This window comes from Niallia sp. FSL M8-0099 (assembly GCF_038006945.1).
Classification (GTDB): Bacteria; Bacillota; Bacilli; order Bacillales; family Cytobacillaceae; genus Niallia; species Niallia circulans.
The window spans coordinates 2936013-2949999 of record NZ_JBBOWF010000001.1 but is presented as its reverse complement, the minus strand read 5'-3'; the positions used below and the strand labels follow the sequence as shown (position 1 = coordinate 2949999).

The following is a 13987-nucleotide window of genomic DNA, read 5'->3' as shown; positions in this document are numbered from 1 at the left end:
ACAAAAAGAGGGGGATATTATGTTTCGGAAAACTATTTTTAAGAAATTATTTCTATCATTCTCCGTGGTTATCATTATCTATACTTCTATTATTTTATTTGTGACAATCTCGCAAGAATATTCCCAAAATCGGCTAGAAATAAATAAATTAAATGAGATGTTTTTGGAAAGAGAAAGTAATATAATTGACTATCGACTAGATGTTTCCTTAAATGTAGTCAAGCTGTTATCCCAGCAAGATGTTATTGCAGAATTTTTAAAGGAAAATCAGTTTAATTATAGTATATATAGTAAATTGTTTAATGAGTTAACAGGCAATCATTTTTCAAATGATCAGTTAGGTTTTAATCTTGCTGTTTTAAAAGATTATGGGACAGATGTAACTAGTTCAGATGGTTATTTTTTGTTTAAAGACTATATGAAATTTATTCACATGGATGAAAATTTCACAGAATTAGAAGCTTTTATGGATTCAAAAGGAAACAATGATTTACAGTGTTATGACGCCAAAGATAAACTGGTTATTGTCAATAAAATCTATTATCAGCAGGAAAAGCAATATCTTTATTTTTTCATTGTGTGGGAGAAAAAGGACTTATTAACGAGCAATTTACCAGATACGAATAGTATTCTTGCGATTGTTAATAAGTCTGCCTTAGCCTCTACTACCATAAAGGGAGAAAACGTACTTGCTAGTTTTTTACCGGTGAAAAAAAACCATGAAAATCAAATTGTTTATCGTTCGGTTAATCAATACAATGGCTATCAAAAACGTTCCAATGCGATACCAACTATTCATTATTTATATATAACGAATGTACATACAGGAATTGGATTACCCATTCATACCCTTACAAGTATCGGAGTAATTTTGTTTGTGCTCCTTTTGTTAGGTTTTGTTCTAACTACCACCTTAAGCAGAAAATCTTATTCACCCATTGAAGAAATTATCAAAAATATTAAAAGTGGAGAGGAAAAGAATAGTTCGGACAGTTATATAAAAAATGAGTTGGATTATATTATCTCTAAAATTCATACTATCAATAAAACCAATCAAAACTTAGTACAGCTCCAACAAAGCTCATTAGTTGATTTGCAAGAAAACTTTCTCAAAAACATTATTTATGAAAATTATGATAAGCAGAATATGGAGAGAAGGTTGAAACTCCTCCAATTAGATCCATTCTGTCAAGGTGGAATTCTTGTGATTATATCCATGCAGGGGATTTCTGAATGGGAATCCAATTTAAGTGAAGGGAATATTTTAACATTAAGAAAAAAAGTATTAGCTTTATTTAATGAAAAAGAAACCAATCAAAAATTTATTTCTTTTCCCATTGATTATAAACATTTTTGTTTGTTTTTTGCAGAAAAAAATCAGCACCTAATATTAGATGTTTTACATCGAATGATTGGGAGGATAGAGCAAGAATTAGGAGTAGAAATCGTTTTTACCCTCTCGCAAGCCTTTTCATCGTTAATAGAATTACCAAAAATATTTAAAACTTCCTTTCAACTTATGGAACAGAAATATTCTTTTATTGATACAAAATCTCTATGCAGCAACCATATTTCATTATCATCTGGGAAGGATTATTCCTATAGTGTAGAAACGGAAAGCATTTTAATAAATTTTATGCAGAAAAGAGAGCTGAAGTATGCCAAGAAGTTGATAAATGAGATAGTTGAAACAAATTTTAGAGAAGAAAGCATGGATATCTATAATATTTATGATTTTCGAAATGCTCTCATCAATACGATAAAGAGAATCTTGAATAAATGTAATCTGTCTTTTAGCGATTTTTTAAAGGATAATAAAGCTCTATTCTTTCATTTAAACAGTACAGATATCGAGATACTAAAGAACACCTTCATCGATATATTCAATGAGTTAATGTTACTTTTAGAAGAAAAACATTCCATTAAACTTTCCACTGTAGAAAATGTTCTTCGTTATATTCAAGAAAATTACACAAGCGATCTATCTTTAGGGGAAGTAGCAGATCATTTTCAATTAAGTGAATCCTATGTTAGCAAGTTGATTAAAGATCATTTAAAATCCTCGTTTAAAAATTATGTAAATCAATTAAAGGTAGAAAAATCAAAAATTTTATTGGAATCAGGTAAATATATGGTATCCGAGGTTGGCGAAATGGTTGGCTGTAAAAATGTGAATACTTTTATTAGGATTTTTAAGCAGCATGAAGGAATAACACCAGGAAAATATGTTATCAATAAAATGGCTAAAACATAAGAATTCTCAACCAAATAACCCCGCGTAATTATACGTACATACTAAGAAAAGTTCGTATAATTGTTCGGGGTTTTATTAATATTAGAAAAAAGGTTCCGCAGCCTGAATACACTTCGCTTTCCATGGGGCGAGTGCCAAGCTTCCAGCAGGGCTTGGGATTTCTCGAATCTCCCATAGGAGCCTCCGTGTATTCAAGCTGCTTTGTATTTCCTAATATTATATATTCTTTAAAAAAAATGATGGAACGAGTTGGTTTCGCTACTAAATTAGAGATTGTTCGACTTAATTTATTATATATTTTGTTTGTCCCACTTCATTTATGTTAAAAAATTTTTAGTAGATATTTCGATTTTTTAAATAAATTTCTACCAATAATCCAAATTACTATTAAAATAGAAGAAAGATACTAGACGAGAAGGACGTGAAATGGTGAAAATTGATAAAATCGAAGTCCAACATGTAAAAATGCCCCTGGTTAGTCCGTTTAAGACAAGTTTTGGCGAACTGTTAGAAAAGGATTTTCTTATCATTAAAATATATAGTGGAGAGCACATTGGGTATGGAGAGTCTGTCGCTTTACCTGATCCTACTTATAGTGAGGAAACAACTGGAACTGTTATCTATATGCTAAACGAGTTTTTGATTCCCCTCTTGTTAAAAGACGAGATAACGCATCCAGATGAAGTTACAAAAAGATTCGCTCCAATCAGAAGAAATAATATGGCAAAAGCTGCTTTAGAAGGAGCAATATGGGATTTATATAGTAAGCAGCAAGGTATTTCTCTTTCAAAAGCGCTTGGAGGTGTTCAAACGTCGATTGATGTAGGGGTAAGTATTGGTATCGAACCAACTACTGATATGCTTTTAACAAAAGTGGAACGCTTTTTGAACGAGGGCTATAAAAAGATAAAAGTGAAAATTAAACCTGGCTATGACTTAGAGCCTTTAGCAAAAATAAGACAAACCTTTGGCTATGACATCCCGCTAATGGCAGATGCGAATTCTGCCTATACATTAGCAGATATTGAGCGAATCAAAGAATTAGATCCACTTAAGTTGATGATGATTGAACAGCCATTAGCATATGATGATATTATTGACCATTCTATTTTGCAAAGTGAGCTCGCAACACCTATATGTTTGGATGAAAGTATTCATTCTGTAGAAGATGCTCGAAAAGCGATTGAATTAGGAAGCTGTAAGATAATAAATATTAAAATTGGCCGTGTCGGCGGTTTGACGGAAGCAAAGAAAATACATGATGTATGTAAAAAACACGATATTCCTGTATGGTGCGGCGGCATGCTGGAAGGCGGAATCGGAAGAGCGCATAATATCGCGATAACCTCCCTTCCGGCATTTACTATTGCTGGGGATACATCTGCATCGAATCGATACTGGAAAAAAGATATTATTTGTCCAGAAGTCACATTGTCTACGCCAGGAAAAATAGAAGTACCAAAAGGAGCCGGCATTGGGTTCGACTTAAACGAAACAGTGATTAATCAACATTTAATTTCTAAGAAGGTATATGCTAATCCATTTATTTAATAAGGGGGAACAAAGACAGTGGATCCTTATATAATAAGAGAAGTAACCGAAAAAGCTGAAATCCAACTGGTAGTTTCCCTTCAAAATTCAATTTGGGGCAGGACGAATACTACTCCATTTCCATTTTTAGTTGCCTCCATTCAAAATGGAGGAATAATTATAGGGGCTTTTTTGAAAGAGGAACTAGTAGGCTTTTGCTACAGTTTCCCTGGTTTTCATCAAAAGGAAATCTATTTAGTGTCCCATATGATGGCAGTGAAGGAAGAGGATAGAAATGCTGGTTTGGGCTTTAAAATGAAAGAAAAACAAAAGGAAATGGCCTTGGAACGTGGCTATACGAAAATTATCTGGACTTTTGACCCGCTAGAATCACGGAATGCCAATCTAAATATAGCGAAACTAGGAGGGGTAGTGAAAACATATTATTCTAATCATTATGGAGACATGGAGGATGAATTAAACGGCGGTCTTCCTTCAGACAGGTTATTGTTAGAGTGGGACATTGGGAAACGATCGGATAATCGTCATCCGGAAGGGGAGCAAATTCACTCCCTTGTTACTTGGGAAACAAGGGGAGAAATCCCTATTCCTTTATCTTTTGATGTCCTATCCATAAAAGCGAATACCTATAAGGTTCCTGTTCCTAAAGATATACATACAATAAAAGAAATAGATTTTGCTGCAGCCGAAACGTGGCGTATGATGCATAGAAATGTCTTTACCAAATTGTTTGTAAGGGGATATATCATTCACAGCTTTCAAAAGACAAATGAACCAGTGAATTATTATATTGTAAGCTTAAACAAAGAGAATGAATGAAGCCATTTGAATTACGAATTACATATACGAGGAGGGGGAAAATGCACGAACAAATAGACAGCTGGGTAGACAGGAAAAAGGAACAGATAATAGCTATGTACCAGTTTCTTCATAATAATGCAGAAATAAGCTGGGAAGAAGTTGAAACGACGAAATTTATAAAAAATGAATTGGAGAAATTATCTATTCCCTATCAATTATTCGATGATCAAACTGGGATCGTTGGGGTATGGGGGAAAGAAAATAATCCTGTTATAGGGCTTCGAGCAGATATGGATGCGTTATGGCAGCAAGTGAAGGGAGAATGGAAGGCCAATCATTCATGTGGTCATGATGCACACACGACGATTTTGCTTTTTACTTTAAGATGTCTGAAGGAATTAGGCCAAGAACCAAAGGGGAGAATTAAGTGCCTGTTCCAGCCAGCTGAAGAGACTGGTGCAGGTGCAATTTCCTTTATTAATAAAGGGCTTTTAGATGATGTTGATTATTTATTAGGCTTACATGTACGACCAATTCAAGAAATGAGATTTGGAGAATGTTCTCCTGCAATTTACCATGGAGCAGCGGCAAGCTTTAAAGGAAAACTGTATGGAATGCAGTCACATGCCGCAAGACCGCATTTAGGGATAAATGTTATCGACAGTCTTACAGCTATTAATATGGCTATTCGTTCTATTCCACTAAATCCGATTATACCTGCCTCCGCGAAAATGACTTTTGCCCAGGCGGGAGGAAAGAATTTTAATATTATTCCCGATTATGCGGAGTTTGGCATTGATGTTCGTGCCCAAACCAATGAAGCGATGGAACAATTGATTTCCAGACTTGAAAGCCAAGTGAAACTTGCAGGTGAAGCGAATGGAGCTCGAGTAGAATTAGAACTACTATCCGACATGCCAGCCGCAAGACCAAATAAATCGATGGAAGAAATAGTAGCTAAGAGTATTAAAGAAATACTAGGAGAGAAAGGGCTTGTAAAGCCTCCAGTAACACCTGGTGGAGAAGATTTTCATTATTATGCGAAAGTAAAGGAACAACTGCAAACAACGATGATTGGCTTAGGCACAGATTTACAGCCCGGATTACATCATCCGGACATGTATTTTCAGTTAGAAAGCCTACTGCATGGGATAAAAATTATGGCTTTATCGACAGTCAAATTAATGGAAGAAAAACAATAGATTGAAGGGATTTCTTCTTTTGCTAAAGGAGGAATTCCTTCTTTTTAATCTAGAGATGCTTCTATATACAGCAATAAAAAAAGCAAGTTTAGCGAAAACGAAAAAATATGATATCCTATTGAATAGATAGGATATAAACTAATTATACTGGATAAAGAATGAATATCAGGTCTTTACTGCAACAATTATAAAAGTAATTATGCTATAATGCTTAATGGCAATTATACAGAAAAAACACTTACGATAGGGATAGCAAAAGGGGCACCAGATGAAATCATTAATAGGCCAAGATAAACCAGTTCAACGACTTTTTATTTTTATAATAGGGCTTTTGATTATGTCATTAGGCATTGTGTTAGTTATTACAGCAAATTTAGGTTCAGCCCCATGGGATGTCTTGAATATTGGATTGCATATTCAGTTTGGTCTGACCATCGGCAGCTGGGCAATAATAGTTGGTTTTTTAATCCTATTGATAGCTGCCATCCTTTCAAAAAAACTTCCCCCTTTTGGTGCTTTATTAAATATGGTGTTAGTAGGAGTATTTATTGATATTTTTCTACTTCTTCCCTTTATGAATACCCCTGCGACCCTTTATCAAAAATGGATTATGTTTTTAATTGGATTGATTATAATGGGCTATGGAATGGGATTCTATATTTCTGCGAAACTTGGTGCAGGACCGAGAGATAGTCTTATGATAGTCTTATCAGAAAAATTTGGCGGGAGTATTGCAAGAACGAGATTATTGATGGAGGCAATTGTTTTAATAGTAGGATGGATACTTGGTGGACCTGTATCATGGGGAACGATTATCTATGCTGCTTTAATAGGAAGAGTTGCGGGATGGAGTATCCCACAGTGTACTAAATGGACGAACTATATATTGGACCGAAATAAAAGAACGGTGAATAATATTCACCAACATAATATGGAGCGGGAGGCAAAATAATGAAGATATCTACTAAAGGAAGATATGGATTAACTATTATGATGGAATTAGCAAAGAAGCACGGAGAGGGACCGATTTCATTAAAATCAATTGCTCAAACCAATAATTTATCAGAGCATTATTTGGAACAATTAGTTGCTCCATTGCGTAATGCTGGTTATGTGCGCAGTATTCGTGGAGCGTATGGTGGATATGTATTAGGCGATGAACCTAATAAAATTACCGCTGGAGACATTATTCGTATATTAGAAGGGCCTATTAGCCCTGTCGAGGGAATCGAAGATGAAGAACCAGCCAAGAAAGCTCTATGGATGAAAATCAGAGATGCCGTAAAAGATGTATTAGATTCAACCACAATTGAAGACCTAGCTAACCATCAAGAAGATGATAGCACAGATGGTTATATGTTTTATATTTAAGAAGCTGCATTTTAGAAAAATGATGGCTGTTTCCGTATAATAGCAATCAAGTGTGTAGAAAGCTCTTTGTATGATTTTTTTTAAGTATTGGGCAAAAATAGAAAACTGAAATGATCACAACTAATTAATTGTAGGTGAATAACTTGGAACATATTTATGTGGATCATGCGGCAACTTCACCCATGCATCCAAAAGTAATCGATAGAATGTATGAAGTCATGAAAGATCAATTTGGCAATCCTTCAAGTATTCATGCCTATGGAAGACAGGCAAGAAATATATTGGATAAGGCTAGAGCAGTAGCTGCTTCTAGTATAGGTGCTCACGAAAATGAAATTATTTTTACTAGCGGTGGTACAGAGGCAGATAATTACGCTATCTTTGGAATTGCAGAAGGAAAAGAAGCAAAAGGAAAACATATTATCACAACGGAAATTGAACACCATGCCGTATTACATGCTTGCCAAGAATTAGAGAAAAAGGGCTACGAGGTTACTTATCTTTCTGTAAATGAATACGGACTAATAGATTTGAATGAATTCAAATCAGCATTAAGAGAAGATACAATTCTTGTTACGATTATGTATGGCAATAATGAAGTGGGTGCGATTCAACCGATAAAAGAAATTGGCTTATTGTTAAAAAATCATCCTGCTGTCTTCCATACAGATGCGGTACAAGCCTACGGTTTAGAAGATATTGATGTAAAAGAACAGCACATCGACCTTTTATCTGTTTCTTCTCATAAGATTAATGGTCCTAAAGGAATAGGGTTTTTATATGTTAAAAACGGCATTAAACTAAATCCTCAATTATTTGGTGGAGAACAAGAGAAAAAAAGAAGAGCTGGCACTGAGAACGTTCCTTCTTTAGCAGGCTTTCAGCTAGCAGTAGAAATTTCTCAACAAAATAGATTGCAAAAGAGAGAGCAGTTTAAAAAATATAAAGAAATCCTTACAGGTATCTTAAAAGATAATAATATTTCTTTTAAGCAAAACGGATTAGTTGATAATACCTTGCCACATGTTTTAAACTTAAGCTTTCCCGGTACAAATGTGGAAGCAATGTTAGTTAATCTTGACTTAGCGGGTATTGCTGCTTCTAGTGGTTCTGCATGTACTGCTGGATCAATCGAACCTTCTCATGTGTTAGTAAGCATGTTTGGCAAAGAATCGGAAAGAACAAAAAATTCCATTCGATTTAGCTTTGGATTAAATAATACGGAACAACAAATAGAAAAGGTCGGTCATGAGTTAGTCAAAATCATTAACCGTCTGACAAAATGATAACCTTCCCTTCCATGTAAAGGGAAGGGCTAAGGGGGAAATGGAAAATGGAAAAAGCACCAAAAGATACCCGTGTAGTAGTAGGAATGTCTGGTGGAGTTGACTCATCAGTTGCTGCACTACTTTTAAAAGAACAAGGCTATGATGTTATCGGTATATTCATGAAAAACTGGGACGATACAGACGAATTCGGTGTCTGCACTGCAACAGAGGATTATGAAGATGTCATTCGTGTCTGCAATCAGTTAGAGATTCCTTATTATGCGGTGAACTTTGAAAAACAATACTGGGATAAAGTGTTCACTTATTTTCTTGATGAATATAAAGCGGGGAGAACACCTAATCCCGATGTAATGTGTAATAAAGAAATTAAATTTAAAGCTTTCTTAGAGCATGCAATGAGTCTTGGAGCTGATTATCTTGCAACAGGGCACTATGCACAAGTAGTCAGAGAAGATGGTCAAGTGCGCATGCTTAGAGGGAAAGATGATAATAAAGACCAAACATATTTTTTAAATCAACTAACAGAAGAACAATTAAGCAAAGTAATGTTCCCTATTGGCGGTATGGAAAAATCAAAGGTTCGCGAACTTGCTGCTAAAGCAAATCTAGCAACGGCAACCAAAAAAGACAGCACAGGTATCTGTTTCATTGGAGAGCGTAATTTCAAAGAATTCTTAAGCGGATATCTTCCTGCGCAAAAAGGAAATATGGAAACAATGAATGGAGAAGTAATTGGCCGTCATGATGGACTTATGTATTATACAATCGGTCAAAGACATGGTCTTGGCATCGGCGGAAGTGGAGAACCTTGGTTTGTTATAGGCAAAGATTTAAAACGAAATGTCTTATATGTTGGACAAGGCTTCCACCACGAATTGCTTTATTCTGACAGCATTATTGCGACCAATGTTAGCTGGGTATCAAAAGATCGCATTGGTACATCATTTGAATGCACAGCTAAATTCCGTTACCGTCAACCAGATAATAAAGTGACGGTAGAGGTTATCGATGAAAATACAGTCAAAGTTATCTTCCACGAACCAATTCGTGCGGTAACGCCAGGACAAGCAGTTGTATTCTATCAAGGAGAAGAATGCTTAGGCGGAGGAACGATTGATAAAGTGTTCCGTGATAATGAAAGATTAACATATGTAGGTTAAGGATGAACTGTCGACTAACATTAATTAGTCGACAGTTTTTACATATGGCAAAAAGCAGCTGGCAATTCTCCTGTAATAAGAGGATTTGCTAGTTGCTTTTCTCATTTTTTGATTAGAAAATATGCTATACTACCAATAAGAAATGGAGTGTTTTAAGATGGATAATAGTCAATTAGGAATACAATATATGCAAGAAGGTAAATGGGAAGAAGCAGCAAAGTTTTTTATGGAAGAGATTGAGAAGAATCCGAACAATGCTGTTTCTTATGTTAATTTTGGCAATGTTTTATCAGCTTTAGGAGATGATACAAGGGCATTATCTTTCTACCAAAAGGCGATTGAAATAGATGATACAACGGCAGCAGCCTATTATAGTGCAGGGACCGTTTATTATGAAAAAGAAAATTTAGAATCCGCAAAGAATATGTTTGAACTAGCATTAGAAAAGGGCCTCGAAACAAGTGATAATTTCTTTATGCTTGGACTTACTTATGTTGGATTAGATAAAGGGAAACTGGCAATTCCTTATTTTCAAAGAGCAGTGGAACTTAATAGTCAAGATGCGGAGGCATTCTTTCAGCTAGGGCTCTGTTTGGCACAGAATGAATATATTGAAGAAGCAATCACACAATTTCAATCCTGTATAGCATTAGATGCCACTCATGCAGATGCATATTACAATTTAGGGGTTGCCTATGGTTTTAAAGAAAAAACAGCGAAAGCAGTTGAAATGTTCAATAAGGCGCTGGAAATTCAGCCAGATCATCTTCTTGCTGGTTACGGAAAGCAAATTATCGAAGAAAAGTAATGGAAAGAGACATGAAATATAAAGGAAGAAAGGAGGAATTCAGTTGAACGAGCAGAACTCTTTGGATCTTTTTGAAAATGAAAAAAAGTATGTAAAGGGACGGCATCTTGTTACCATTTTTCACAATGAACAGAATCTTTACTCCGTGATAAGAATACGAGTTGATGAAACGAATCATGATTATGACGATAAAGAAGCGGTAATTACTGGCTATTTACCAAAGATGAACGAAGAAGAGACGTATACTTACTTTGGTGATTTTAAAGAGCATCCAAGATTCGGTTTACAGCTGCAGGCGACTTCCTTTCGAAAAGAAATGCCACAAACAAAGCAAGGGGTTATTGCTTATTTATCGAGCAACTTATTTAAAGGGATTGGGGAAAAAACAGCAGAGAATATTGTGGATACTTTAGGAGAAGAAGCAATCTCTAAAATCATGAATCAGCCATCGATTTTAGAGACAGTGCCCAAACTTGCATCAGATAAAGCGAAAATCCTCTATGATACATTAATGAAAAATCAAGGGTTAGAGCAAGCGATGGTTTCATTAAATCAATATGGGTTTGGTCCGCAATTGTCGATGAAAATTTATCAGGTATATAAAGAAAATACGCTAGAAATAGTCCAGACAAATCCATATAAATTAGTGGAGGATATTGAAGGAATCGGTTTTGGAAAAGCAGATGACCTTGGATCTCAGATTGGAATTACTGGGAATCATCCAGATCGATTAAAGGCTGGCTGTTTGTATATTTTAGAGCTGAGCAGTAATCAGGAAGGCCATGTCTATCTCCATGCGGAATTTTTACTAGAAAAAGTAAAAGCGCTGCTTGAAGAAAATCAAAAAGAGGAGATAGAATTTTCGCAAATAGCAGATCAGGTTATTCAGCTAGAGGAAGAAGGAAAAATTATAGTTGAGGATAAAAAAATATATTTACCTTCTTTGTTTTTTTCAGAAAAAGGACTTGTACGAAATATAAAGCGAGTAATGGAGCAATCTGAATATAAAGACCAATTTCCAGAATCGGAATTTCTGCTGGCGTTAGGAAACTTAGAGGACCGTATCGGTGTTCAATATGCTCCCTCTCAACGAGAGGCGATTCAAACAGCGCTTATGTCCCCGATGCTAATATTGACAGGTGGTCCCGGAACGGGGAAAACAACTGTCATAAAGGGAATTGTTGAATTATATGGTGAATTGCACGGTTGTTCTTTAGATCCTAATGATTATAAAAACGATGAACCTTATCCGTTTATTCTTGCGGCGCCAACTGGCCGAGCGGCTAAACGAATGGCGGAATCGACAGGTTTACCAGCAGTTACTATTCATCGATTGCTGGGCTGGAATGGCACTGGAACATTTGAACGGGATGAGGATCATCCTTTGGAGGGGAAAATCCTCATCGTCGATGAAACATCGATGGTTGATATTTGGCTAGCCCATCAATTATTTAAGGCTTTACCAGAACATATTCAAGTAATTATTGTCGGAGATGAAGACCAGCTGCCATCAGTAGGGCCGGGCCAAGTATTAAAAGATCTGCTTGATTCAGCATGTATTCCTACGGTTAAGTTGAAAGATATTTATCGACAAGCCGAAGGATCATCGATAATCGAGCTGGCACATGAAATGAAAAAAGGCCAGCTGCCGGCTAATCTTCTTGTGCCCCAAGGGGATCGGTCTTTTATAAAGTGCTCTTCCAGTCAAATTCCGCAGGCAATTGAAAAAATTGTTTTGAATGCGAAAAACAAAGGCTTTGCGCCAATGGATATTCAAGTATTGGCCCCGATGTATAGAGGACCAGCAGGAATTGACCGCTTAAATGCTATCTTACAAGAAATATTAAATCCTAATCCCGATGGCACCAGAAAAGAGCTGAAATTTGGAGATGTTACATACCGGATCGGTGATAAAGTCCTTCAACTCGTCAATCAGCCAGAAAGCAATGTTTTTAATGGTGATATGGGTGAGATTGTATCGATTTTTTATGCGAAGGAAAATACGGAAAAGCAAGACATGGTTATTGTTTCGTTTGATGGAATAGAAGCAACCTATACGAGACAGGATTTAAATCAAATTACGCTGGCATATTGCTGTTCTGTCCATAAATCGCAAGGCAGTGAGTTTCCAATCGTCATCATGCCCGTTGTTAAAAGTTATTATCGCATGTTAAGAAGAAATTTAATTTACACCGGAATAACAAGAAGTAAACAATTTTTGATTCTATGTGGTGAACTGGAAGCAATGGAATTAGGTGTCAGCCGAAATGATGAACTAAACCGGCAAACAACCTTAAAAGAAAAGATCAAAGAGGCATTTGCTGATGTATATCAACCAGACGAGACGATGGAAATGACAAAAGAGAAGTCATTTGATTTATTGTATGAAGGTAAAATCAATCAAATCGATCCAATGATCGGAATGGAAAATATCACCCCATATGATTTTATGGAAGCATCCGAATCCTAAATTACTTAGGTACAAACTTTTTAAGAAAATCTCTATTTTTAAAAGAGAAATCCCCATATTAGGGGATTTCAGCTTGTCGACAAAAAGATATTGGAGAAGTAAAAATGCATTTTCATGCGTTGCTTGGAGTGGAGGGGGTGAGACTCCTGTGGGATTAGCGAGACAGTCTGAGACCCTGCAGGCTGTAAGCCGAAGCGGCTCAGCGCGAGCCCCACGGAAAGCGAACCCCCGGAGCGGAAAGTAACGTCTAAATTCAAAGAGATTAATAAATATACTTTACTCAAACTTCTATTTCCAAAATACAGGAGTTTGTCTACAGTCTGAAATCCCCATATTAGGGGATTTTTTTGCCAATGTTTGTACTACATGTTTTTAAGTTCTAGGTGAAAAATAGTAATGCTATCTTCTTCGAAAAAATCCAGTTGGATTCTAACTTGCCAATAAAAACAGCCAACTCCTAAAAACACTGGTATATTTGGACGGGATATAGAGCATAATGGGAATACTTACCTGGAAATTTCATGTTAAGTGGAATATTTCATGAAACGAATAAAGATGAGGTGTTTCCTATGCTCAAATGTCCAAATTGTCAGAGCAAAGATATTGGGAAAATTGGAATCAATCAATATTACTGCTGGAATTGCTTTATTGAATTATCGCTTACGAAAGGGATTATTCATACACATCAAGTAGAAGAAGATGGAAGCTTAAGTTCTTTAGACGACTTATTTGACGAAGATGAGCGTCGATTAAGCTAAGTTTGTCTTTGTGTAATCTTGGCGCTCACTTCCATATAAAAGGGGTGCAAAGTAATGGGTAAAGCGATAAATACAGCAATAGCTATTGGAGCTGGTGTAGTGGCACTTAGCTATATGCAAAAAAATAATATGATAAGTCAAAAACAACTGAAAAAAGTGCAGAGAAAAGTAATGAAGATGTTTTAATGGTGAGTCAGAAGATAAGGCTGGAAAAGAATTCCTGCCCTATTTTAACCCAAGCACTGATACGAAGAACTCAAAAAAATTTCGTATCAGCGCTTGGGCTTTTTCATTTTATTATTATGTTTTGAAATTATAGTCAA

Annotated in this window: 12 protein-coding genes; all 12 read left to right on the top strand. The window is 35.8% G+C overall.

Annotation, left to right across the window (positions count from 1 at the left end):
* Nucleotides 1-19 precede the first annotated feature (19 nt).
* The 12 genes from NSQ92_RS14760 to NSQ92_RS14705 all read left to right on the top strand — a co-directional run bounded on the left by NSQ92_RS14760 (nt 20) and on the right by NSQ92_RS14705 (nt 13850).
* The gene (locus tag NSQ92_RS14760) at nt 20-2254 is read left to right on the top strand and encodes a helix-turn-helix transcriptional regulator (RefSeq protein WP_341152899.1); all 2235 of its coding nucleotides are present in this window, start codon (nt 20-22) and stop codon (nt 2252-2254) included.
* A 429-nt stretch (nt 2255-2683) separates the two neighbouring features.
* Nucleotides 2684-3805: an o-succinylbenzoate synthase gene (menC, locus tag NSQ92_RS14755; RefSeq protein ID WP_047944342.1), complete on the top strand. Its 1122-nt coding sequence runs from the start codon at nt 2684-2686 to the stop codon at nt 3803-3805.
* Nucleotides 3806-3823: 18 nt separating this feature from the next.
* Nucleotides 3824-4624, top strand: a complete 801-nt coding sequence (locus NSQ92_RS14750) for a GNAT family N-acetyltransferase (RefSeq protein WP_061800786.1) — start codon at nt 3824-3826, stop codon at nt 4622-4624.
* A 41-nt stretch (nt 4625-4665) separates the two neighbouring features.
* The gene (locus tag NSQ92_RS14745) at nt 4666-5808 is read left to right on the top strand and encodes a M20 peptidase aminoacylase family protein (RefSeq protein WP_053215791.1); all 1143 of its coding nucleotides are present in this window, start codon (nt 4666-4668) and stop codon (nt 5806-5808) included.
* Nucleotides 5809-6076: 268 nt separating this feature from the next.
* Complete coding sequence (locus NSQ92_RS14740; RefSeq protein WP_047944329.1) at nt 6077-6760, top strand: YczE/YyaS/YitT family protein; 684 nt, start codon at nt 6077-6079, stop codon at nt 6758-6760.
* The gene (gene cymR, locus NSQ92_RS14735) at nt 6760-7179 is read left to right on the top strand and encodes a cysteine metabolism transcriptional regulator CymR (protein ID WP_047944330.1); all 420 of its coding nucleotides are present in this window, start codon (nt 6760-6762) and stop codon (nt 7177-7179) included. The genes NSQ92_RS14740 and cymR overlap by 1 nt, the downstream gene beginning before the upstream one ends.
* A gap of 143 nt (nt 7180-7322) precedes the next feature.
* Nucleotides 7323-8465 carry a cysteine desulfurase family protein gene (locus tag NSQ92_RS14730; protein WP_047944331.1) on the top strand — a complete coding sequence of 381 codons (1143 nt, stop codon included), beginning with the start codon at nt 7323-7325 and terminating at the stop codon, nt 8463-8465.
* Between the two features lie 47 nt (nt 8466-8512).
* A complete protein-coding gene (gene mnmA / locus NSQ92_RS14725; RefSeq protein ID WP_061800780.1) occupies nt 8513-9628 on the top strand; it encodes a tRNA 2-thiouridine(34) synthase MnmA in 1116 nt (371 codons plus the stop codon).
* Between the two features lie 157 nt (nt 9629-9785).
* Complete coding sequence (locus tag NSQ92_RS14720) at nt 9786-10436, top strand: tetratricopeptide repeat protein (RefSeq protein ID WP_047944334.1); 651 nt, start codon at nt 9786-9788, stop codon at nt 10434-10436.
* Between the two features lie 43 nt (nt 10437-10479).
* On the top strand, nt 10480-12906 hold the full coding sequence (recD2, locus tag NSQ92_RS14715; protein ID WP_341132786.1) for an SF1B family DNA helicase RecD2: 2427 nt from the start codon (nt 10480-10482) through the stop codon (nt 12904-12906).
* Between the two features lie 569 nt (nt 12907-13475).
* On the top strand, nt 13476-13664 hold the full coding sequence (locus tag NSQ92_RS14710; protein WP_144547312.1) for a hypothetical protein: 189 nt from the start codon (nt 13476-13478) through the stop codon (nt 13662-13664).
* Between the two features lie 54 nt (nt 13665-13718).
* Nucleotides 13719-13850 carry a YrzQ family protein gene (locus tag NSQ92_RS14705; protein WP_082810098.1) on the top strand — a complete coding sequence of 44 codons (132 nt, stop codon included), beginning with the start codon at nt 13719-13721 and terminating at the stop codon, nt 13848-13850.
* The last annotated feature ends 137 nt before the right edge of the window (nt 13851-13987 follow it).

Coding starts and splice junctions, on each gene's coding strand:
- NSQ92_RS14760 (WP_341152899.1), top strand. CDS start 20: ATGTTTCGGAAAACTATTTTTAAGAAATTATTTCTATCATTCTCCGTG.
- NSQ92_RS14745 (WP_053215791.1), top strand. CDS start 4,666: ATGCACGAACAAATAGACAGCTGGGTAGACAGGAAAAAGGAACAGATA.
- NSQ92_RS14740 (WP_047944329.1), top strand. CDS start 6,077: ATGAAATCATTAATAGGCCAAGATAAACCAGTTCAACGACTTTTTATT.
- cymR (WP_047944330.1), top strand. CDS start 6,760: ATGAAGATATCTACTAAAGGAAGATATGGATTAACTATTATGATGGAA.
- mnmA (WP_061800780.1), top strand. CDS start 8,513: ATGGAAAAAGCACCAAAAGATACCCGTGTAGTAGTAGGAATGTCTGGT.
- NSQ92_RS14720 (WP_047944334.1), top strand. CDS start 9,786: ATGGATAATAGTCAATTAGGAATACAATATATGCAAGAAGGTAAATGG.
- NSQ92_RS14710 (WP_144547312.1), top strand. CDS start 13,476: ATGCTCAAATGTCCAAATTGTCAGAGCAAAGATATTGGGAAAATTGGA.
- NSQ92_RS14705 (WP_082810098.1), top strand. CDS start 13,719: ATGGGTAAAGCGATAAATACAGCAATAGCTATTGGAGCTGGTGTAGTG.